Raw genomic sequence first — 21112 nt, 5'->3', positions numbered from 1 at the left:
GGGACATAAAAGATGGATTTTCGTTATTTACCGATGACGCAAGAAGATGAAAAAGAAATGTTACAGACGATTGGTGCAGACTCGATAGAAGACCTGCTTGCCGATATTCCGGCAAGTGTACGCGACCAAGGGACGTTGGAAGAAGTGGGCATTCCGTTACCGGAAACTGACTTGATTCGAACGCTCTCGAAACTTGCCGATCAAAACATGAATACGAAACAGTACCCGTCGTTCCTCGGTGCCGGCATTTATGACCACTATGCACCGGCTGTCGTCAACCATATGTTACTCCGGTCTGAGTTCTACACGGCGTACACGCCGTATCAGCCTGAAATTTCGCAAGGGGAGCTGCAGGCAATCTTCGAGTACCAAACGATGATCTGTGAACTGACAGGAATGGATGTCGCGAACTCTTCCATGTACGACGGGATCACCGCACTGGCTGAAGCGGCGATGCTTGCCTGTGCCCACAAGAAGAAAAAAACAATCGTTCTCTCGGATGGTGTCCATCCGGAAGCACACGATGTCGTACGGACATATGCAAACGGTCCCGGGCTTGAAGTGGAGACGCTGCCGCTCGTGAATGGGGAAACGGCGATTGCGAACCTGGATGCACTGGAGGATGTCGCCTGCGTCATCGTACAGTATCCGAACTTCTATGGACGTGTCGAAGACTTACAGGCACTGGCGGACGCGACACATGCGAAAGGCGGTCTATTCATTGTCTCGGCCAATCCGCTTGCGCTCGGTTTGTTAGAGGCGCCTGGTAAGCTCGGCGCCGACATTACGATCGGGGACTGCCAACCATTCGGTATTCCGCAGAGCTTCGGTGGACCGACGTGTGGATACTTCACGACGACAAAAGCCTTGATGCGAAAAATTCCGGGACGTCTTGTCGGTCAGACAGTCGATGAGGACGGAAAACGCGGGTTCGTCCTGACGTTACAAGCACGTGAGCAACACATACGTCGTGATAAAGCGACTTCGAATATCTGTTCGAACCAGGCCTTAAACGCTTTGGCTGCATCAATTGCAATGAGTGCACTGGGAAAACGCGGAATCCGTGAACTGGCAACCCGCAACCTCCAGACGGCCTACGCCTTGAAAAAATCATTGATTCAAGCAGGCTTCCACATCGTGGACGACGGTCCGAGCTTCAATGAATTTGTGGTGGAATTGCCAATTGATGCGACAGAAGCCGGCAAACAGTTGTTGCAAGCCGGGATCATCGGTGGACTGCCGCTTGGTACGTTCGACGAAAGCCGGAGCAACCAAATGCTCGTTTGTGCGACTGAACTACGGACAAAAGAAGAATTGGATCAATTCGTGACTGCGTTAGGAGGACTGACTCATGCATAAAACTAGTGAACAGACATTGATTTTTGAAATCTCAAAAGCCGGTCGTGTCGCCTACAGTTTACCGCTTCCGACGGTTGATGAAGTAGCGGCGGAAGAATTACTGCCTGCCCATTTGCTGCGCCAGGAAGACGTCGAGTTGCCGGAAGTGTCCGAACTCGATCTTGTCCGTCACTATACAGCGCTTTCGAACCGAAATCACGGGGTCGATTCCGGTTTCTATCCGCTTGGTTCATGTACGATGAAATACAATCCGAAAATCAATGAAGATATGGCACGTCTCCCTGGATTCGCCCATATCCACCCGTTGCAACCGGTTGAGAGCGTTCAAGGGGCTCTCGGACTGATGTACGATTTACAAGAAAAACTTGCGGTCATTACCGGTATGGACGAAGTGACGTTGCAACCGGCAGCGGGAGCGCATGGTGAGTGGACGGGATTAATGTTGATCAAAGCTTATCACCGTGCCCGGGGTGACTTTAAACGGACGAAAGTTCTCGTCCCGGACTCCGCCCACGGAACAAATCCGGCATCGGCTTCTGTCGCTGGTTTTGATACGGTGACCGTCTTATCTGACGAGCGCGGATTAGTTGACCTAGCTGACCTAAAGAGTAAAGTCGGGGAAGATACGGCCGCATTGATGCTGACGAACCCGAATACGCTCGGTCTGTTTGAGTCGGATATCGTTGAGATTGCGAAAGCGGTCCATGAAGCCGGAGGAAAACTGTATTATGACGGCGCGAATTCAAATGCAATCATGGGAATTGCACGTCCGGGAGACATGGGCTTTGATGTCGTCCACTTGAATCTCCATAAGACGTTTACGGGTCCTCACGGCGGCGGCGGTCCGGGTTCAGGTCCGGTCGGTGTCAAAAAAGATTTGATTCCGTATCTGCCAAAACCGATTGTTGCCAAGACAGCAGAAGGTTTTGTACTCGATTACGACCGTCCGGAATCAATCGGACGTGTCAAACCGTTCTACGGAAACTTCGGTATCAACGTTCGGGCCTACAGTTATATCCGGACAATGGGAGGCGCAGGACTTGCCCGCGTTTCAAAAGAAGCCGTCTTGAATGCCAATTATATGTTGGCACGTCTGAAAGGCGCATATGATGCCCCTTATGACGTCTATTGCAAACACGAATTTGTCCTGTCGGGCCGTCGTCAAAAAGCACTTGGGGTACGGACACTCGATATCGCAAAACGTCTGCTTGACTTCGGATATCATCCACCGACGATTTACTTCCCGTTGAATGTCGAAGAGTGTATCATGATCGAACCGACGGAAACCGAATCGAAAGAGACGCTTGATGCCTTCTGTGATGCGATGCTCCAGATCGCAAAAGAAGTGGAAGAAACACCGGACGTCGTCTTGAACGCACCGCATACGACGGTCGTTAAACGAATGGATGAGACATTAGCGGCCCGCAAGCCGATTTTACGTTATCAGCCGAAACAAGAAGTACACGTTTAAACCAAAAAACCATCCCGCGTCTCAGTTGACGGGGATGGTTTTTGTTATGAAATAAGAGGAATCAGCTGCGTTTAACTTTTCCGGTCCACTGCTTGAAGCCGCCTTTAAGTTGATACAGATTTGTATAACCTGCTTTTTTCAGGACTTTGGCCGCTTGCGACGAACGCATGTTGCCTTGGCAGTACAAATAGATCGGCATGTCCTTGCGTAATTCTTTAGCGCGCATTTTCATCTGGCTGACCGGTATGTTACGGGCTCCGATGATATGTCCGCCTTTGAATTCCTGTGTCTCGCGGACATCCACAATTTGTGCTTTCCGGTAATTTGCCCGGAATTCTTCTTGTGAAAGTTTTGTAATTCCTTTGACCGGCATGAAGCGCCATACGATATAAGCGATCAAAGCCACCCATAATACGATCGTGATGATTGTACTGATTTCCATATCTAAGTTCCAACCCCTTCGTTCATATAACATCTTTACCATTATAGTAAACGAAATCGATTTCGGCAATCGACTCGTCGTTGCGCAGGATAGAAAGGGTCTGATACACTAATACGGAAACGTTTCTGGGGGTGTTCACTTGATCAGAGAGTGGCAAGTATTGACGACTGAAAGAATGGAACCGGCATTAAACATGGCGATTGATGAAGCTTTAATCGGTTTTGTCGGTCGCGGCGAGGTGGCACCGACACTTCGTTTTTATTCATGGGAACCAAGAGGGTTAAGTGTCGGTCATTTCCAACGGGCGACCAAAGATATTGACCGAAACCGGATCGAGGCGCTGGGGATTCCAATCGTTCGCCGGATGACCGGCGGCCGGGCTGTCCTGCATGCGGATGAATTGACGTACAGTGTGATTCTTCCCGAACAGATGGAAGGGGTCCCGAAAACCGTCATTGAAAGTTACCGGATGCTGACAGAAGGAATCCGTAAAGGGTACCATCATTTAGGCATTCCCGTTGAATTTTCGGTCCCGATGACAGAAGAAGAAAAAGAAGAATTACGAAAACCGAAGTCTGCCGTCTGTTTTGATGCGGCATCGTATTACGAACTTGCGGTCGGGAAACGAAAAGTGGCCGGAAGTGCACAAGTCCGGCATCAAGGGGTCGTGTTGCAACATGGTTCCGTTCCGCTGTCAGTGGATGAAGGGGAATTGTTTGATTGCTTTCTTTACGAAGATGAGACGATGCGTGAACGAATGAAAGCGCGATTTGCCGGAAAAGCGGTTGCCTTAAATGAGTTGGCGGGACGCTCCGTTTCATTCGAAGAAGTCCGCCTTGCCTTTGTAAAAGGATTTGAAGACGCACTTCAACTGACCTTCAGACCGCTGGAGTTCAACAGCACCCAATGGCAGGAAATTGAACGGTTAGCAGAGAAGTATCGTAGTGAAGAATGGAACTGGAAGCGCTAAAGAGATGGATTGGAAGGTGATGTCGTGCCGACTCCGAGTATGGAAGATTATTTAGAACAGATTTATATGTTGATTGAAGAAAAAGGATATGCCCGTGTGTCCGATATTGCAGAGCTGTTAGGCGTTCATCCGTCGTCTGTCACGAAGATGGTCCAGAAGTTAGACCGGGAAGAGTATCTGGTCTACGAAAAGTACCGCGGATTGATGCTGACGGCAAAAGGACGGAAAATCGGAAAACGTCTTGTCGAACGGCATGCGTTGTTGGAAGATTTTCTGCGCCTGGTCGGAGTAGATGAATCATTGATCTACAAAGACGTGGAAGGGATCGAACATCACATCAGTATTGAAGCGCTCGATAAGATCAACGGGATGATTCAATTTTTTGCCGAACGTCCTGAATTACAAGAAGAATTTCAAAAACACCAGCAAGTACACCCGGAAGAATAAGTGTACTTGTTTTTTTGTATGGAAATTCTTAAAAGACGAACGATATATAATAAAAAATCGTTATAGTACGGTTAATCGGCATCGAATATGCTATACTGACCGTGAAATCATCGAAGGGGGTGACGGATGGGGATCCATCCGGTTATGGAAATCGTGATTAAGGAAAAGTTGGTATCAGAGTCAGAACTTGCCGCCAAAGTAAAAGAACTTGCCGTTGCAATTGAACGTGATGCGGCAGGACGGCAAATTGTTTTAGTCGTCGTGTTAAAAGGATCTATGGTATTTGCTGCTGATTTAATGCGTGAAATCAAAGGTAGTGTCCAAATCGATACGGTTGCCTGTTCATCGTACGGGGCCAAAACCGTCTCGTCAGGACGCGTCCAGTTGAAAAAGGACTTGGATCTTGATGTCGAAGGGAAATACGTCGTCGTCATCGAGGATATCATCGATACCGGGCATACCTTAAGTTTCTTGTGTGAACACATGAAGCTGCATAAACCAGGTGTCTTGAAAATTTGTACGTTACTCGACAAGCCGGCACGACGGGAAGTACCGCTCGATGCCGATTATGTCGGATTTGAGATTCCCGATTATTTTGTGGTTGGTTATGGTATTGATTGTGCCGAGGAGTATCGGAATCTGCCATATGTGGGTTGGGTTGAAACGGATTAAAAAAACAGTAACTGTGTGCCTCGAAGGCGCACAGCTACTGTTGATTTATTTAAAAAGCACGTTTTTTCTTTTTGCCTTTTTTTCCTTCGATGACAGTCAAATGTGGTGCTTTTGATCGGTCGCGAAGGGGGCGGACTTTACTAGAAGCAGCCGTTTTCGTTGTTTTAACCGGCTTCTTCTTAAAATCGGTCCGGCGGGGTGAAGGATTGTTTTTAGCGTACATTTTTTTAGACTGCGCAACTGATTTTCGATATTGAGAATTTGTGCTGCTGTTGACGCTGTTGCGTGTTAAAAATTTAAACAGCAGGAAGATGATTCCAGCTGTAATCGCAAAAAACAGTAATTGTGAAAACAGACTACCGGGATCATTGGCGAGCTTATATCCAAAGCCGACGAACGCAAACAGTAACACGACAAGTGCGAATGTAGAACCAATCCGTTGTCTAATCATATTATCACCCCTGTTATCAATTAACCAAGTGCATTCTCATGTAGGTTATGTTCCTGTTTTTCGAGTGCTTCAAACGCGTAAATCGCAACCTCGATCTGAGAATCATCCGGTTCTTTTGTCGTCAAGTACTGTAACCACAGGCCGGGCAAGGCGATGACGCGTAAACCTTTAATATTTTGGGCTTTATTTGTTAATTGTAAAACCTCGAAAGATAAACCGATGACGACAGGAAGTAACGCAATCCGGCAAACGAGACGTAACCATAACGGGTCGGTCGGGACGATTAAATAAACGAAAAAGCCGACGATGACGGTGAAAATCAAGAAACTTGAACCGCAACGGTAATGCAGGCGACTGCTGGTCCGGACGTTTTCGACCGTCAATGGCCTTCCGCTTTCGACACAGTTGATGACTTTATGTTCGGCACCGTGATATTGAAACAGCCGTTTGACGAGCGGAGTCAAGGAAATCAGATAAAGATAACTGAAAAGTAACGTCAACTTGATTACAGCTTCCAGTACATTTTGAATCACATGACCGGACAGCGCCGGGAAGTAACTGAACAGAGAAGCTAGAAAAGCCGGAAGCAGTGTAAACATCAGCTTTCCGAAAAAGAACGACAGTACACCGAGGACAGCGACACCAAGCCATTTCGTCAGTTGACCTTGGGAAGCCTCTTCCGGCTCTTCTTCCCCCGGATTGACCCCGTACCGGTCACTGGCAAAGTTCATATGACTTGCCCCGTTCGCGGACGATTCGACTAAGGCAAACAATCCGCGGATCAACGGGATTTTTTTACCGACGGCGATTCGTGGCCGGATCGGTTTTTTTTGTTCGAACGTTTCAATCGTATCGTCATTTCGACGAATGGCTGAGACGGCATGTGTGGCATTTTGGAACATGACCCCTTCGACGATGGCTTGTCCACCGACGGGCGCTTGAGCAGTTTTCATAGAGCAACGCATCCCATCTTCAAATAAAATATCGTGTACCGTCATTTTACTCGATTTAGTAGAAAAACACTATGCTCAGCTGTTAATAGCAGTCGAAAATTTAGGAGGCGGAAAACGACTTATGATACAATAATAGAGACAATCTGGAGGTGATGAAATGCAGATTTTAGTCTTGAATGGACCGAACTTGAATTTGCTCGGGACACGGGAACCGGATACATATGGGACGCAAACATTATCGGATTTGGAAAGTCTGGTCAGGACTCGTTTTAAAGATGTTGATTTTCAGTTCGCCCAGTCAAATCATGAAGGCGAACTGATCGACTATTTACACGGAGCGCGCGGATATGACGGAATCGTCTTCAATGCGGCGGCTTACACGCATACGAGTGTTGCGTTGCGTGATGCGATCGCGGCAATCGATGTACCGACGATTGAAGTTCATTTATCAAACGTTCATGCACGCGAAGCATTTCGGCATCATTCGATGCTTGCACCGGTTTGCCGAGGAGTCATCAGCGGATTAGGGATGACAGGTTACTTGCTCGCAATCGAAGCATTGATTCAACCGTCTACATAATCAAAGGGGGAAACAGACATGAAACATCGTATTGAAGCACTTCAAACAGCTCTTAAAGAACGTGATTTACCAGGTCTTCTTGTGACGAAGGCAGAAAATATCCGATATATTTCTGGATTCACCGGTTCGAGCGGTGCATGTCTCGTGACGGCTGAACAAGCTTATTTCGTGACGGATTTCCGTTACACGGAACAAGCGGCGGATCAAGTGAAGGGAATGGAAATCGTCCAAATTGAACGGTCGATCCCTGAAACGATGGGCGAATTGATGGCTGGAGCCCGTGTGCGTGCAGTTGGCGTTGAAAAAGATGCAATGACACTCGGCGCATTCGAAGCGTTCGATCAAGCATCTTCCGTGGAATTGGTTCCGACGACTGGAATCGTTGAAAACCTACGCTTGATTAAGGATTCGTCAGAGATTAAGATGATTAAGGAAGCGGTGGATTTAGCAGATGCGACGTTCCACCACATCTTGACGTATATTCAAGCTGGCCGGACAGAGCTTGAAGTCTCGAACGAACTCGAGTTCTTCATGCGTAAACACGGTGCGACGTCGTCGTCATTCGATACGATTGTTGCGTCTGGATATCGTTCAGCGTTGCCACACGGTGTCGCCAGTTCGAAAGTAATCCAGTCAGGTGAACTTGTGACGCTTGATTTCGGTGCATTGTTGAACGGATATGTTTCGGATATCACGCGTACTGTGGCCGTCGGACCGATCAGTCCGGAGTTACAAACGATTTACGATACGGTTCTCAAAGCGCAGCTCGCAGGCGTTGACGGGTTACGTCCGGGAATCACTGGAATTGAAGCAGACGCTTTGACGCGTGACATCATCAAGGATGCAGGATATGGGGAATATTTCGGTCATTCGACGGGGCATGGAATCGGGTTGGAAGTACATGAAGGACCAGGATTGTCATTCCGTTCTGAAACGAAACTGCAACCTGGGATGATCGTGACGGTTGAACCGGGCATTTACGTACCACAAGTCGGAGGATGTCGGATTGAAGATGACGTCTTGATCACCGAGTCAGGGCGTGAAATTCTTTCGTCTTCACCAAAAGAACTCATCACACTGTAAAACGGCAAGATCAACATTTAGGAGGAACTTTTCATGGTATCAGTAAACGATTTAAAAACAGGACTTACAATTAAAACATCAGACGGAATGATTTGGCAGGTTCTTGAATTCCAACACGTTAAACCGGGTAAAGGGGCAGCATTCGTCCGGACGAAAATGCGTAACATCCGTAACGGAAACATTCAAGAGATGACATTCCGTGGTGGTGAACGTGTCGAGCGTGCCCACATCGAACGCAACAAAATGCAATATCTCTATCCGATGGGGGAAACATATGTCTTCATGGATACAGAATCATACGAACAACTTGAATTGACAACGGCTCAAGTTGAAGCGGCACTCCCGTTCCTTCTAGAAAACATGGAAGTTCAAATCGCGATCTACAACGGTGAAGTTCTCGGAATCGAATTGCCGAACACGATCGTTATGACGATTGTTGAAGCAGAGCCGGGCGTCAAAGGCGATACAGCTTCAAACGTTAAGAAAAATGCAACGGTTGAAACGGGACATATTATCCATGTACCACTCTTCATCGAAGCAGGAGAAAAAGTAACAGTTGATACACGTACTGGTGATTTCACAGGGCGTTACAACGGATAATCAAGTTTTCGAAACGCCTATTCCTCCTCGACTTGGACGGATGGGCGTTTTTTCCTTTTGTCTTAACTTGCGTCCTTTGGTATGACCAGTTAATATTAGTATTTGAGTAGGCATTAGCACCTGGTATAATATTAAAGTATAATAATAAAGGTGAATGTTGAGATAGGGGATGAAGAAAAATGAAAATCGATCAGTTGAAGCAAGTACTCGAAATGTTGGACCAATCGAGTGTCAATGAACTTTCTCTTGAAACCGATACGTATAAGTTAAAATTAAAAAAACAAAATGATAATATCGTGGTCTCACACGAAGCACCGGCCCGCGTGGCAACGCCGGCGCCGCAAGCTGCGACAGTCACAGCAGAACCAGCTCCGGAAGAACAGAGCGTTGAAGCCGACACGGTAACGATCAATGCATTGATGGTCGGGACGTTTTATTCGCGTCCGAATCCGGACAAACCTTCGTTCGTCAAAGTCGGCGACAAGATCGAAGTCGGTCAAGTCGTCTGTGTCTTAGAAGCAATGAAACTATTTAATAATCTGAACTCGGAAGTAGCCGGAACAGTCGTCGAGATTCTCGTCGCAGATGGAGACCTTGTTGAATTCGGACAACCTCTCTTCCGGATTCGTCCTTGAGCGGGGTGATGGCAATGGAAAAACTTTTAATCGCGAACCGGGGCGAGATTGCAGTCCGGATCATTCGAGCTGCAAAAGAACTTGGCATTCAGACGGTCGCCGTTTATTCGACAGCGGACCGGGATGCCTTGCACGTCCGTTTAGCAGATGAAGCATATTGTATCGGAGATGTCAGTTCGACTGCTTCTTACTTGAATGTCACGAATATCCTGGCGGTCGCGACTAATCGGAACGTCACGATGATTCACCCGGGATACGGTTTCCTGGCTGAGAATGTTGATTTTGCCGAGATGTGTGAAGCATGTGGCATCAAATTCGTCGGACCGACATCGGCTGCTATCCGTCAGATGGGAATCAAGGATGTCGCAAAACAAACGATGATTGCCTGCGGCGTACCTGTCGTACCCGGTTCTGCCGGTACGGTCACGGACGAGGAAGCCTTACAATTGGCGGATGAGATCGGCTATCCGGTCATCATCAAAGCGACTGCCGGTGGAGGCGGACGAGGCATCCGTGTCGCCCGTTCACAAGAAGAACTTGTAACCGGCCTGGATGAAACACGCCGTGAGGCAAAGCAGGCGTTTGGAAACAGTGAAGTGTATCTCGAGCGTTTCATCGAAGAATTTCGTCATGTCGAAGTTCAAGTACTCGCCGATCGTCACGGAAATGTGATCCATCTCGGGGAGCGGGATTGTACCGTCCAACGCCGGATGCAAAAGCTGATTGAGGAAGCACCATCACCTGCTGTCAGCCCTGCAACCCGTCTGAAGATGGGCGAAGCGGCAGTCAAAGCGGCGAAGGCGATTGACTACACCGGTGCCGGGACGATCGAATTCATCTTTGTGGAAGAAACGGAAGAATTTTTCTTCATGGAAATGAATACGCGAATCCAGGTTGAACATCCGGTGACGGAAATGATTACAGGATTTGATCTTGTTCAGGCACAGCTCCAGGTGGCACTCGATCACCCGTTAGCTGTTCAACAGCAGGATATTGAATTCCGTGGTCATTCGATTGAATGCCGGATCAATGCCGAAGATCCTGATCATGACTTCCGTCCGCATGCCGGACGCGTCACACAATATGTCGCACCGGGTGGAATGGGCGTCCGGATTGATAGTGCCGTATATCCGGGGTATATGATTCCTCCGTACTATGACTCGATGGTCGCTAAGCTGATCGTTCATGCCGAAACGCGTGAAGAAGCCTGTGCGAAGATGGAACGGGCATTGTCCGAGTTTTGGATTGAAGGTGTCAAAACAACGATACCTTTCCATCAACAAGTGTTGGCACATCCCGTATTCCGTCGTGGAACGTTTACGACGAAATTTACAGAACGTGAACTAAAAGCAGAAATCGTGAAGTAATCGTGGACGGGAGTCGATTGTATTTAACTCCCGTCTTTTTGCCGTTCTCTATGTTTTTTGAAAAAAGAATGTGCTAAACTAATTGATTGAGAACGATAAAAAAAGGAGCACGTAAAATCATGATGAAAAGACATATGGCACGCGAACTGGCAGTACAGTCTTTGTTCCAAATGGAACTCTCGGATCTGTCTGCACAAGAAGCCATTGAATTCGCAGTAGAAGGTAAAGAATATGATACGTTTGTGACACGATTGGTTGAAGGAGTCGAAGCAAACAAACCGGAAATTGATCAAAAGCTGCGTGCTGCGCTCGTGAACTGGTCATTTGAGCGTCTCGGAAACATCGAACGGACGATTCTTCGTCTTGCGGTGTATGAACTGTTGTTTGAAGCGAAGATTCCAGTCCGGGTAACCATCAATGAAGCAATCGAATTAACGAAAGCTTTTGCCGATGAAGAAGCAACAAAAATCGTCAACGGTGTGCTCGGAAAAGTAGCGCAAGAAGTGGAACAAAACGGTTTGAAAGAAAACCCGCAAAGCAACTAACTTAAAAACAGAGAAGTTTGATCAGGCAAAGAGTGAAGCGAATATTTTTGGGGGAGTGGACAAAATCATGGCAGTCGTAATCGATGGGAAACAAGTCGCACAATCGTATCGTTTGAAACTGAAAGAAGAAGTCGCACGTCTGAAAGAAGAACGTATTCAACCGAAACTGACCGTCATCTTAATCGGAGAAGATCCAGCCAGTCAATCGTATGTCCGTGGTAAAGAAAAAGCGGCGCAGGAGATTGGGATGGATTCCGATTTGATCCGATTACCGGAAGAGACAAAAGAATCGGAATTGCTTCACTTGATTGAACGGCTGAATGCCGATGCCAGCGTACACGGTATTCTCGTTCAATTACCTTTGCCAAAACATATTGATGAGAGTAAGGTCATCTTCGCCATCGCTCCAGAAAAAGATGTCGATGGTTTCCATCCGGTCTCGGTCGGGAAAATGATAATCGGTGAACCTACTTTCTTGCCATGTACACCAAATGGTATTTTGCATCTCGTCAAGGAAATGAATGTTCCGATTGCCGGTCGTCATGTCGTTGTCGTCGGTCGAAGCCAAATCGTCGGTAAGCCGGTCGGAATGCTGTTTTTAAATGAATCAGCGACCGTGACATATTGTCACTCGAAGACGGCAGATCTCGGTGCGATGACCCGTCAGGCGGACATTCTGATTGTCGCTGTCGGTGTGCCGAAATTGATTACTGCCGATATGGTCAAGCCGGAAGCCGTCGTCATCGACGTCGGTGTCAACCGGGTCGACGGAAAATTAGTCGGAGATGTCGAATTTGAAGCAGTGAAAGAAGTCGCCTCGATGATTACACCAGTTCCTGGTGGGGTCGGGCCGATGACGATCACGATGTTGCTTCACAATACGATCGAGGCAGCGAAATGACGAATCCTCTCCAGGTTTCCGAACTCGTCCAATATGTGAAACGGGAACTCGAGAACGACTCGTTGCTCCAACAAGTCCAGGTGGTGGGAGAAGTGTCGAACTTTAAACGACACTCTTCCGGTCACCTTTATTTTACGTTGAAAGATGAACAGTCGCGGATGAAAGCTGTCATGTTCGCCCGGGATGCCAGTCGTGTCAAGACGGACATCCGGGACGGAGCCCGTGTCATCATTACGGCTCGGATTTCGGTTTATGTCGCATCGGGTGAGATGCAGCTTTACGTCGAACGGATGATGGAAGACGGTGTAGGAGCCCTTTACGAAGCCTATGTCCAGCTAAAAGAGGATGTCGAGGCCCGCGGATGGTTTGAAGCGGAACAGAAACTGCCATTACCGGCTTTCCCGCAAAAAATCGGCATCGTAACCTCGCCGAAGGGAGCCGCCCTTCATGATATCGCGACGACGTTACGTCGCCGTTATCCGCAAGCCGCTATTGTTTTTGCGCCGGTTCTCGTTCAAGGGAAAGAGGCCGCACCCCAAATCGTCCGTGCCATTGAATGGATGAACGAACATCAGGCATGTGACGTGATGATCATCGGTCGCGGTGGCGGATCAATTGAGGAATTGTGGGCGTTTAACGAAATGCCGGTCGTAACAGCGATTCATCAGTCGCGGATTCCGATCGTGTCAGCAGTCGGTCACGAAACAGACTTTACGATTGCGGATTTTGTTGCAGATGTCCGGGCGGCGACGCCGACTGCCGCAGCAGAACTCGTGACGCCGGAAGCAGCGGAACTTGCGAAGCGTCTCAATGAACTGAATCGGAGATTGACGCGCCATTACGCCCAGTACATCACCGAACGTAAGGATCAAGTCCAGCGGCTGGCAACGAGTTACGGCTTGAAGTCTCCTCGTGTCTTGTTAGGTTTGAAACAGGAACGGTTGGACCGGGCAGAGATGGGACTGAACCGGATCGGAAAACAGGTGTTGCAGTCGAAGCAACAAGCCTTGACGGATCAGGTGAACCGGTTTGCCCGAATCGCGATGCAGGAACGTTTGGCGGAACAAGGACGCCAGTTGGTCCGGACACGGAAACAGCTGGAACGGATCCATACCGTCCTCCGCACGAAGCAGGACCGGTTGCATCAAATGATTGCCCGCCTTGACTCGGTCAGCCCGACGCAAGTCATGTTGCGTGGGTATACTTACGTCGAGCAGGACGGCCGACTCGTCCGTTCCGTAACAGAATTGTCAGATCAGACCTTCCGGGTTCAGTTTCATGACGGGAGTATCCTAGCGAAACGAGAGGATGAAGAAGATGGAAACAGAACAATCCTTTGAAGCCGCTTTAGAGCGGTTGGAAGAAATCGTCGAACTACTGGAGGCAGGTGAAGCACCGCTTGAGCAAGCGATGAATTTGTACGAGGAAGGCGTGAAATTGACGGCACTCTGTCAAGGAAAGCTGTCGACGGCAGAAAAACGGCTCGATCAAATCTTGGAACAAGATGGCACGTTACGTGAAAAAGGAGGATCACAATGATTGTCTTAACAGAGTGGAAAACGCAGGTGGAGCAAGCACTGGAAACTTTCATGAACCGTCTCGAAGCACCGGATCGTCTGCGGGAAGCGATGCTGTATTCCCTTGATGCAGGGGGGAAACGTGTCCGTCCGGCATTGATTTATGCTGTCCTCGATGCTTACGGCGTCGATCGTAAGACGGGTGACGCAACAGCGGCGGCGCTTGAGATGATTCATACATATTCCTTGATTCATGATGATCTACCGGCGATGGACGATGATGATATGCGACGCGGACGTCCGACCAATCATATTGAATTCGATGAGGCGACCGCCATTCTCGCAGGGGATGCGTTACTGACGAATGCCTTTACGTGTCTACTCGAAACGATGGCCGCAGCGGAAGTTAAAGTGAAATTACTCGAGCGACTCGCAGCAGCAGCGGGTGCAGCCGGGATGGTCGGCGGTCAACTGGATGACATGCTTGGAGAGCGCGGAGGAATCAGTGATGCGGAAGAACTGGAATCGATTCACCGCCGGAAAACAGGAGCCTTGTTGATTTTTGCAGTCGAAGCAGGCGGCATTTTAGCCGGAGTCGCAGATGAGGATCTCGAACAGTTGAAACGGTACGGCCGTCATCTCGGAATTGCTTTCCAAATTCAAGACGACATCCTGGATGTGACCGGAGATGCTGACAAAATCGGGAAACCGGTTGGCAGTGATGAAGGAAATGACAAAGCAACTTATCCGAAACTGTTGGGTCTTGACGGGGCGAAAAGGGCACTTGCAGCCCAAGTGACGGCAGCGAATGAAGCAATCGAGGCTCTTTCCGTCGAAGCGACACCGCTTAAGGATTTGCTCGACTTCGTCGTCAAGCGTGACCATTAAGAGAGGCGGCGTAGTAAGCCGTCTTTTTTTATGCGCCGGGAATGTGGCGTTCGCAAGATTGTTCTAGTACAATGTAGGGTACAAACCATATAAGAATGCAAGGGAAAGAGGCGGTAAGGTATGAAGTTGACAGAGATACAGGATCCGTCATTTTTAAAGCGTATGTCAGTCTCGGAATTAGAACTGTTCGCAGGTGACATCCGACGCTTTTTGATTGAAGAATTAGCAACGACAGGTGGACATTTAGCACCGAATCTAGGTGTCGTCGAACTGACATTGGCGCTTCACCGCGAATTTGACAGTCCGAACGATAAATTCGTCTGGGATGTCGGACACCAAGCATACGTGCATAAAATTTTGACAGGACGGGCAGGTCAGTTTGATACGCTGCGTCAACACAAAGGGTTATGCGGATTCCCGAAACGCAACGAGAGCGTTCATGACGTCTGGGAAACAGGCCACAGTTCGACCTCACTTTCGGCAGCGATGGGGATTGCTGTGTCGAATGAACTAAAAGGTAATGATGACCGGGCGATCGCCATTATCGGGGACGGTGCGTTGACAGGCGGAATGGCACTCGAAGCATTGAACCATATCGGAGCGGAACAACAAAACGTCATCGTCATCTTAAACGACAACGAGATGTCGATCGCACCGAATGTCGGGGCGATGCATCAGATGTTAGGAAGAATCCGTTCTTCGCGCAAAGTCCGTTACGCGCAAGATGAGCTCGAAACATTGATTAAAAAAATCCCGTTAATCGGCGGAAAGCTTGAAAAAGGCGGCGAGAAGCTGAAAGAAGCGGTCAAAGGAGCACTCGTTCCCGGTATGTTCTTTGAAGAACTCGGTTTTAATTATTACGGACCGGTCGATGGTCATGATTTAACGGACTTAATCGAACAGCTGAACTATGTGAAGAAAGAAGAAGGGCCTGTCCTGCTTCATGTCATCACGAAAAAAGGAAAAGGCTACCGTCCGGCTGAATACGACGGCATCGGCACATGGCACGGTCTAGGACCGTACAAGATCGAGTCAGGCGAAGTCATCAAAGGGAAATCAAAAGCACCAAGTTATTCGTTCACAGTGGCAGACACGTTGACGAAGATGGCCCGTGAGGATGATAAGTTAACTCTGATTACACCGGCGATGAGTGTCGGATCGAAACTCGACTGCTTTGAAAAAGAATTCCCGGAACGGATGTTTGATGTCGGGATTGCGGAGCAACATGCCGTAACATTTGCTGCCGGTCAGGCAACACAAGGCATGAAGCCGGTCGTCTCGATTTATTCGACCTTCTTCCAGCGTGCATACGACCAACTCGTTCATGACGTCGCACGCCAGAACCTCGATGTGACGTTCACAATCGACCGTTCGGGTCTCGTCGGTGCGGACGGCGAAACACACCAAGGTGTCTTTGATATCGCCTTCATGCGTCACGTACCGAATATCCGGATTGTCATGGCGAAAGATGAGAATGAACTGCAACACCTTCTCTATTCGGCTGTTAAATACGAAGGACCGATTGCTGTCCGTTTCCCACGCGGAGAAGGCATCGGTGTTCCGATGGATGAGACACTCCATGAAATTTCGCTTGATACATGGGACGTCGAACGCGAAGGAACGGATGTCGCCATCATGGCATTCGGTCCCCAAGTACAGGACGCCTTGAAAATTGCGGAACTTCTAGAAGGGGATGTATCGGTACGGGTCATCAATGCCCGGACGATCAAACCACTGGATGAAAAAATGTTGAATGCATTATACGCGGAAGGTATTCCACTCGTAACGCTTGAAGAAGCGGTGCTCAAGGGCGGATTCGGTTCAGCTGTTCTCGAACATGCCAATGAACAGGAAGCTTTCCCGCGCGTCAAACGATTTGGTATCCCGGATTGGTATATCGAGCATGGCGGTGTCAACGAATTGTTAGAAGAGATCGGATTATTACCTGGACAAATTGCGGAAGAAGTCCGCTCATTTGTCAATCAAGGAAAGAAACAGAGTGTGTAACGATTAATGGAAACTGTAAAAAAAATCCGCCTCGACGTTCTGCTCGTCGAGCGCGGTTTATGTGAAACACGTGAAAAAGCAAAACGGACCATTATGGCAGGTCTTGTATTCAGTGGCACGGAACGGCTGGAGAAAGCCGGTGAAAAAGTAAAATCAGACATCGATTTGACGGTCAAAGGTCAAGTCATGCCATACGTCGGTCGCGGTGGATACAAGATGGAAAAAGCATTAGCGGTATTCGATATCGATGTATCCGGACGGACTGGTCTTGATATCGGTTCTTCGACAGGCGGGTTTACGGATTGTGCCTTACAAAACGGGGCTGCCCATATGTATGCGCTGGATGTCGGCTCCAATCAACTGGACTGGAAATTACGGTCGGACGATCGTGTGACGGCAATGGAAAAAACCAACTTCCGTCATGCGACGCCAGATATGTTTCCTGTTCAGCCGAGCTTTGCGACCATCGATGTCTCGTTCATCTCACTGAGATTGATTTTGCCGCCATTAAAGGCGATTTTAGCTGAGGGCGGGGATGTCATTGCGCTTGTCAAACCACAGTTTGAAGCAGGGCGTGATGATGTCGGTAAAAAGGGAATCGTTCGAGATGAGCGGATTCACGATCGGGTACTCAAAGAGATGGTAGATTTCTTTGTCCGGGAAGGATTTTACGTTCAACAATTGGATTTTTCACCGATTACCGGCGGTGAGGGAAATATCGAGTTTCTCCTGCACGCCAAGCTTGAGACACCGGGGATGGAAGAATCGGTTGATCCGCTTGAAACCGTTCGTCTGGCCCATGCCGCGTTGTAAGTCTAATCGATTTCCAAACAGGCTCCGTCAAAGATGATGGAGTCTGTTTTTGATTTGTCAGGAATGAATAGGGCAAGCATGGACTTTTATCGAATTATTGGATTACAATAGTATCAGTGAAGAAAAACTGTGAGGTGCAAGGATGACAAAGGGGCAACGGTTAATCAAGATTCGGGAAATCATTACGCAGTCAGAAATCGAAACACAAGATGAGTTAGTCGAGGAACTTCGAAATGCAGGCTATAAAGTAACCCAGGCGACCGTCTCTCGAGATATTAAAGAACTTCATCTCGTGAAGGTGCCGCTCAATGATGGCCGATACAAATACAGCTTGCCTGCCGATCAGCGGTTCAATCCACTCGGAAAGTTACGCCGATTGCTCGGAGATAGCTTCATCTCGATTGATTCCGCACAAAACTTGATTGTCATGCATGTCTTACCCGGAAACGCAAATGCATTAGGTGTCTTGCTCGATCATTTAAACTGGCCGGAGTTACTCGGGACAGTCTGTGGTGACGATACGATCCTGATGATTACACGAAATGAAGAAGCAGCAACGGAAGTGACCGAACGTATTTTAGGAATGTTGTAAGGAGTTGACATGATGTTAGCTGAACTATCGATAAAACAATTTGCAATCATTGACCAGCTACAGATTGATTTCAAAAAAGGCATGACGGTCTTGACCGGAGAAACGGGAGCCGGTAAATCGATTGTGCTGGATGCGATTGGATTACTGATCGGTGGTCGCGGTTCTGCTGAATTTGTCCGGTACGGTGAGGACAAGGCGGAATTAGAAGGTCTCTTCATGATTGAAGACGGTCATATGGCCTATACGTTAGCAGAAGAGTACGGGATCGACATGGAAGACGGCATGATCATTTTACGCCGTGATTTGTTTGCTTCCGGAAAAAGTGTCTGTCGCGTCAATCATAAATTAGTCACCTTGACGATTTTACGGGAATTCGGCCGGGCTCTTGTCGATCTCCATGGTCAGCATGAACATCAACATCTGATGGAAAGTACGTATCATCAAACGATTTTGGATGACTTTGGACATGCGACGATTGCTCCGATTCTCGAACGGTATCAGGAACGTTTTCAGCAGTATGAAGAAAAACGGGATGCCTTGCAGGCACTGGCGCAAAGTGAACAGGAGTTAGCCCAACGTATTGACTTGTTGTCTTTTCAAACGGAAGAAATCGACAGTGCGAAACTCCGAACAGGTGAGGAAGAAGATTTATTGAGCGAACGAAACCGGTTGGCAAACTTTGAAAAGCTTCATGCTTCTCTCAGCGCCGCTTACGATGCGTTACATGACGAACGGCGCGGGATTGATTCCGTCGGAGACGCCATGCGTGAACTGCAACAGGCTTCAAGTATCGATGATGAATTTTCGGGTCAAAGCGATACATTGGCCAATGCATTTTATGCGCTTGAGGAAGTCGGCTATGCGGTCCGGGATCAACTTGAAACTTTGGAGTTTGATTCGAACCGGCTCGACGAAATCGAGCTTCGTTTATCTGTATTCCAACAACTCAAACGGAAATACGGAGCAACGATAGAAGAAGTCATCGCTTACGGTAAAAAAATCGGTGTGGAACTGGATACGATGACGAATCGCGATGAGCGGATTGAAAAACTGAAAACAGAAGTGGAACAGTTGGAGACGGAACTGTTCGACATCGGCGGAGAACTGTCTCAGGCCCGGAGAAAAGCAGCGCATCATTTAGGTGAAGCGATTCACCTTGAACTCCGTCAGTTGTATATGGAAAAAGCCCGCTTTGAAATCCGCTTCCTCCAAGATGGAAAGGCGCCGACTTTACGTAAAAACGGAATCGACTTCGTCGAGTTCTACATTATGACGAACGCCGGAGAACCGTTTAAATCACTCGGGAAAGTCGCTTCCGGCGGCGAATTGTCTCGGATCATGCTCGGACTGAAATCGATTTTCTCACGTTCGGTCGGTGTGGCTTCCATCATCTTTGATGAAGTGGATACAGGGGTATCCGGACGTGTCGCACAAGCGATGGCAGAAAAGATTTATCGTCTGTCAATCGACAGTCAAGTCTTGTGTATCACCCACTTGCCGCAAGTTGCATCGATTGCGGATCAACACTTGTATATCCGTAAAATCGAAGAAACGGACCGGACGACGACACAGGTCAACGTACTGACGGACTCCGAGCGCGGAAATGAACTGGGACGGATGATTTCCGGCACACATATGACGGATTTGACGTTGCGTCATGCGGAAGAACTGATGGAACAGGCAATGAACATGAAGGAATCGCTTAAAAATGGGGTGTAACAATTGATTAGAGTCGGGATTGCGGATGATAACCGAGAAATGGTCGAATTGATTCGGCAACATCTATCTGCCCAAGAAGACATGGAAGTAGTATGCGTTGCCTATAACGGAGAAAGTTGTCTCGAAAAATTAGGACATGTCGAGACCGATGTGCTGTTATTGGATATCATCATGCCCCATCTCGATGGACTGGGTGTCTTGGAGGCCTTGATGAACCAAAAGAGCAGTCCGGCTGTCATCATGTTAAGTGCGTTCGGGAAGGATGAAGTATCGCAACAGGCTGTTTCACTGGGCGCTGCCTACTTTTTATTGAAACCGTTCAGTTTAGATCAACTCGTCAACAAAATTCGTCTGGTCGTGAACGGCGTACAGCCAAGCCAAGCAGAACCGGTCGAAACGAAAGTTGGCACCACGCTCCGGGAAATCGGAATTGCGCCGCACATCAAAGGATTCACGTACTTGAAAGAGGCGGTCTTGTTGGTGCTGGAACGGGAAGATTTATTGGGGCTGATTACAAAAGAGCTATACCCGACGATTGCTAGAAAACATCAAACGACTGCTTCGCGTGTCGAGCGGGCGATGCGCCATGCGATTAAGTCGGCCTGGAAAGAAGGCATGAATGAACATACATTGTTTAACGGACGAATTGAACAGGAGAAAAGTCCGAAAAATTCCGAGTTCATCTCTTATGTATCGAACCATATGAACGGATCTTAATAGAGCGGTAATCAGGTTTTGACGGATGAAGAAAATCCGGAGAAGCCTGGTTTTTTTAATACAAATAAAAAACTGAATATTCATTAAATAAATGTTGCACAAACTGAAATGTTTGTTATAATAAAGGTACCAAATGATTTGGAAAGACGTCAGATGAACGTCGAGTCGAATTGGTTCCCGGAAAACCGTTCAACGAATTTCATCTCAGGTCGCCACCTGTAAACGGCTCAAGAATGATGGACGACATTCTCTTGGTAGAATTCTTACCAAGGCATTTCATATCTTTTTCGGATGATTTATCTCAAACAGATATGAGACTTCATGATTTCGAAGCAAGGAAAAAGTGAAGGGTAACGTAAATTAAACGTCCAAAGTAAGACCAA

Annotated in this window: 23 protein-coding genes; 20 read left to right on the top strand and 3 right to left on the bottom strand. The window is 48.1% G+C overall.

The window, feature by feature from the left end:
• Positions 1-12: 12 nt before the first annotated feature.
• Both gcvPA and gcvPB read left to right on the top strand, forming a co-directional pair.
• Entirely contained in the window at positions 13-1359 is a 1347-nt protein-coding gene (gcvPA, locus tag KNQ07_RS08585; RefSeq protein WP_012369794.1) for an aminomethyl-transferring glycine dehydrogenase subunit GcvPA, read from the top strand.
• A complete protein-coding gene (gene gcvPB, locus KNQ07_RS08580) occupies positions 1352-2830 on the top strand; it encodes an aminomethyl-transferring glycine dehydrogenase subunit GcvPB (RefSeq protein ID WP_214766102.1) in 1479 nt (492 codons plus the stop codon). The genes gcvPA and gcvPB overlap by 8 nt, the downstream gene beginning before the upstream one ends.
• Positions 2831-2891: 61 nt before the next feature.
• Here gcvPB and KNQ07_RS08575 read toward each other — a convergent pair whose 3' ends face one another.
• Positions 2892-3272, bottom strand: coding sequence for a rhodanese-like domain-containing protein (locus KNQ07_RS08575; protein ID WP_214766100.1), 381 nt, complete (start codon positions 3270-3272; stop codon positions 2892-2894).
• 139 nt (positions 3273-3411) lie between these two features.
• Here KNQ07_RS08575 and KNQ07_RS08570 point away from each other — a divergent pair, with 139 nt between their 5' ends.
• The 3 genes from KNQ07_RS08570 (at position 3412) to hpt (ending at position 5361) form a co-directional block, all read left to right on the top strand.
• Positions 3412-4242: a lipoate--protein ligase family protein gene (locus KNQ07_RS08570; protein ID WP_012369797.1), complete on the top strand. Its 831-nt coding sequence runs from the start codon at positions 3412-3414 to the stop codon at positions 4240-4242.
• Between the two features lie 24 nt (positions 4243-4266).
• The gene (gene mntR / locus KNQ07_RS08565) at positions 4267-4689 is read left to right on the top strand and encodes a transcriptional regulator MntR (protein WP_012369798.1); all 423 of its coding nucleotides are present in this window, start codon (positions 4267-4269) and stop codon (positions 4687-4689) included.
• A 144-nt stretch (positions 4690-4833) separates the two neighbouring features.
• A complete protein-coding gene (hpt, locus tag KNQ07_RS08560; protein ID WP_041261847.1) occupies positions 4834-5361 on the top strand; it encodes a hypoxanthine phosphoribosyltransferase in 528 nt (175 codons plus the stop codon).
• A gap of 49 nt (positions 5362-5410) precedes the next feature.
• On the opposite strand, the gene KNQ07_RS08555 is transcribed toward hpt, so the two are convergent.
• On the bottom strand, positions 5411-5812 hold the full coding sequence (locus KNQ07_RS08555; protein ID WP_012369800.1) for an SA1362 family protein: 402 nt from the start codon (positions 5810-5812) through the stop codon (positions 5411-5413).
• A 20-nt stretch (positions 5813-5832) separates the two neighbouring features.
• Positions 5833-6765 (bottom strand): DUF1385 domain-containing protein, encoded by a 933-nt coding sequence (locus KNQ07_RS08550; protein ID WP_012369801.1) that lies wholly within the window; start codon positions 6763-6765, stop codon positions 5833-5835.
• A gap of 157 nt (positions 6766-6922) precedes the next feature.
• Here KNQ07_RS08550 and aroQ point away from each other — a divergent pair, with 157 nt between their 5' ends.
• The 15 genes from aroQ (at position 6923) to spo0A (ending at position 20729) form a co-directional block, all read left to right on the top strand.
• Complete coding sequence (gene aroQ, locus KNQ07_RS08545) at positions 6923-7345, top strand: type II 3-dehydroquinate dehydratase (protein WP_012369802.1); 423 nt, start codon at positions 6923-6925, stop codon at positions 7343-7345.
• A gap of 18 nt (positions 7346-7363) precedes the next feature.
• On the top strand, positions 7364-8428 hold the full coding sequence (locus tag KNQ07_RS08540; RefSeq protein WP_012369803.1) for a M24 family metallopeptidase: 1065 nt from the start codon (positions 7364-7366) through the stop codon (positions 8426-8428).
• Between the two features lie 33 nt (positions 8429-8461).
• The gene (gene efp, locus KNQ07_RS08535) at positions 8462-9028 is read left to right on the top strand and encodes an elongation factor P (protein ID WP_012369804.1); all 567 of its coding nucleotides are present in this window, start codon (positions 8462-8464) and stop codon (positions 9026-9028) included.
• Positions 9029-9207: 179 nt separating this feature from the next.
• Positions 9208-9663 carry an acetyl-CoA carboxylase biotin carboxyl carrier protein gene (gene accB, locus KNQ07_RS08530; protein WP_012369805.1) on the top strand — a complete coding sequence of 152 codons (456 nt, stop codon included), beginning with the start codon at positions 9208-9210 and terminating at the stop codon, positions 9661-9663.
• 14 nt (positions 9664-9677) lie between these two features.
• A complete protein-coding gene (gene accC, locus KNQ07_RS08525) occupies positions 9678-11030 on the top strand; it encodes an acetyl-CoA carboxylase biotin carboxylase subunit (RefSeq protein ID WP_214766098.1) in 1353 nt (450 codons plus the stop codon).
• Between the two features lie 119 nt (positions 11031-11149).
• Positions 11150-11575: a transcription antitermination factor NusB gene (gene nusB / locus KNQ07_RS08520; protein ID WP_114596348.1), complete on the top strand. Its 426-nt coding sequence runs from the start codon at positions 11150-11152 to the stop codon at positions 11573-11575.
• A gap of 67 nt (positions 11576-11642) precedes the next feature.
• Positions 11643-12476 carry a bifunctional methylenetetrahydrofolate dehydrogenase/methenyltetrahydrofolate cyclohydrolase FolD gene (gene folD, locus KNQ07_RS08515; RefSeq protein ID WP_214766096.1) on the top strand — a complete coding sequence of 278 codons (834 nt, stop codon included), beginning with the start codon at positions 11643-11645 and terminating at the stop codon, positions 12474-12476.
• Positions 12473-13816, top strand: coding sequence for an exodeoxyribonuclease VII large subunit (gene xseA / locus KNQ07_RS08510; RefSeq protein ID WP_012369809.1), 1344 nt, complete (start codon positions 12473-12475; stop codon positions 13814-13816). The genes folD and xseA overlap by 4 nt, the downstream gene beginning before the upstream one ends.
• Positions 13794-14015: an exodeoxyribonuclease VII small subunit gene (gene xseB, locus KNQ07_RS08505; RefSeq protein ID WP_012369810.1), complete on the top strand. Its 222-nt coding sequence runs from the start codon at positions 13794-13796 to the stop codon at positions 14013-14015. Before xseA ends, xseB begins: the two co-directional genes overlap by 23 nt.
• Positions 14012-14881 carry a polyprenyl synthetase family protein gene (locus tag KNQ07_RS08500; RefSeq protein ID WP_012369811.1) on the top strand — a complete coding sequence of 290 codons (870 nt, stop codon included), beginning with the start codon at positions 14012-14014 and terminating at the stop codon, positions 14879-14881. Before xseB ends, KNQ07_RS08500 begins: the two co-directional genes overlap by 4 nt.
• Before the next feature lie 120 nt (positions 14882-15001).
• Complete coding sequence (gene dxs, locus KNQ07_RS08495; protein ID WP_012369812.1) at positions 15002-16888, top strand: 1-deoxy-D-xylulose-5-phosphate synthase; 1887 nt, start codon at positions 15002-15004, stop codon at positions 16886-16888.
• A 6-nt stretch (positions 16889-16894) separates the two neighbouring features.
• Positions 16895-17701, top strand: coding sequence for a TlyA family RNA methyltransferase (locus KNQ07_RS08490; RefSeq protein ID WP_012369813.1), 807 nt, complete (start codon positions 16895-16897; stop codon positions 17699-17701).
• Between the two features lie 142 nt (positions 17702-17843).
• Positions 17844-18293 carry a transcriptional regulator AhrC/ArgR gene (gene ahrC, locus KNQ07_RS08485; RefSeq protein WP_012369814.1) on the top strand — a complete coding sequence of 150 codons (450 nt, stop codon included), beginning with the start codon at positions 17844-17846 and terminating at the stop codon, positions 18291-18293.
• A 12-nt stretch (positions 18294-18305) separates the two neighbouring features.
• Complete coding sequence (gene recN, locus KNQ07_RS08480; protein ID WP_041261515.1) at positions 18306-20012, top strand: DNA repair protein RecN; 1707 nt, start codon at positions 18306-18308, stop codon at positions 20010-20012.
• 3 nt (positions 20013-20015) lie between these two features.
• Positions 20016-20729: a sporulation transcription factor Spo0A gene (gene spo0A / locus KNQ07_RS08475; RefSeq protein ID WP_081432739.1), complete on the top strand. Its 714-nt coding sequence runs from the start codon at positions 20016-20018 to the stop codon at positions 20727-20729.
• Positions 20730-21112: the final 383 nt, after the last annotated feature.

Origin of the sequence: Exiguobacterium sp. s145, assembly GCF_018618835.1 — a bacterium.
In the GTDB taxonomy this organism is placed as follows: Bacteria; Bacillota; Bacilli; order Exiguobacteriales; family Exiguobacteriaceae; genus Exiguobacterium_A; species Exiguobacterium_A artemiae.
The sequence above is the reverse complement of the archived record's forward strand: the minus strand, read 5'-3'. Positions and strand labels throughout refer to the sequence as shown.

Excerpts from the sequence above, each read along its gene's own strand:
- xseB (WP_012369810.1), top strand. The coding sequence starts at position 13,794 with ATGGAAACAGAACAATCCTTTGAAGCCGCTTTAGAGCGGTTGGAAGAA.
- gcvPA (WP_012369794.1), top strand. The coding sequence starts at position 13 with ATGGATTTTCGTTATTTACCGATGACGCAAGAAGATGAAAAAGAAATG.
- hpt (WP_041261847.1), top strand. The coding sequence starts at position 4,834 with ATGGAAATCGTGATTAAGGAAAAGTTGGTATCAGAGTCAGAACTTGCC.
- KNQ07_RS08500 (WP_012369811.1), top strand. The coding sequence starts at position 14,012 with ATGATTGTCTTAACAGAGTGGAAAACGCAGGTGGAGCAAGCACTGGAA.
- efp (WP_012369804.1), top strand. The coding sequence starts at position 8,462 with ATGGTATCAGTAAACGATTTAAAAACAGGACTTACAATTAAAACATCA.
- KNQ07_RS08555 (WP_012369800.1), bottom strand. The coding sequence starts at position 5,812 with ATGATTAGACAACGGATTGGTTCTACATTCGCACTTGTCGTGTTACTG.
- recN (WP_041261515.1), top strand. The coding sequence starts at position 18,306 with ATGTTAGCTGAACTATCGATAAAACAATTTGCAATCATTGACCAGCTA.
- accB (WP_012369805.1), top strand. The coding sequence starts at position 9,208 with ATGAAAATCGATCAGTTGAAGCAAGTACTCGAAATGTTGGACCAATCG.
- gcvPB (WP_214766102.1), top strand. The coding sequence starts at position 1,352 with ATGCATAAAACTAGTGAACAGACATTGATTTTTGAAATCTCAAAAGCC.
- folD (WP_214766096.1), top strand. The coding sequence starts at position 11,643 with ATGGCAGTCGTAATCGATGGGAAACAAGTCGCACAATCGTATCGTTTG.
- dxs (WP_012369812.1), top strand. The coding sequence starts at position 15,002 with ATGAAGTTGACAGAGATACAGGATCCGTCATTTTTAAAGCGTATGTCA.
- xseA (WP_012369809.1), top strand. The coding sequence starts at position 12,473 with ATGACGAATCCTCTCCAGGTTTCCGAACTCGTCCAATATGTGAAACGG.
- KNQ07_RS08540 (WP_012369803.1), top strand. The coding sequence starts at position 7,364 with ATGAAACATCGTATTGAAGCACTTCAAACAGCTCTTAAAGAACGTGAT.
- nusB (WP_114596348.1), top strand. The coding sequence starts at position 11,150 with ATGATGAAAAGACATATGGCACGCGAACTGGCAGTACAGTCTTTGTTC.
- accC (WP_214766098.1), top strand. The coding sequence starts at position 9,678 with ATGGAAAAACTTTTAATCGCGAACCGGGGCGAGATTGCAGTCCGGATC.
- KNQ07_RS08575 (WP_214766100.1), bottom strand. The coding sequence starts at position 3,272 with ATGGAAATCAGTACAATCATCACGATCGTATTATGGGTGGCTTTGATC.
- KNQ07_RS08550 (WP_012369801.1), bottom strand. The coding sequence starts at position 6,765 with ATGAAAACTGCTCAAGCGCCCGTCGGTGGACAAGCCATCGTCGAAGGG.
- aroQ (WP_012369802.1), top strand. The coding sequence starts at position 6,923 with ATGCAGATTTTAGTCTTGAATGGACCGAACTTGAATTTGCTCGGGACA.
- ahrC (WP_012369814.1), top strand. The coding sequence starts at position 17,844 with ATGACAAAGGGGCAACGGTTAATCAAGATTCGGGAAATCATTACGCAG.
- KNQ07_RS08490 (WP_012369813.1), top strand. The coding sequence starts at position 16,895 with ATGGAAACTGTAAAAAAAATCCGCCTCGACGTTCTGCTCGTCGAGCGC.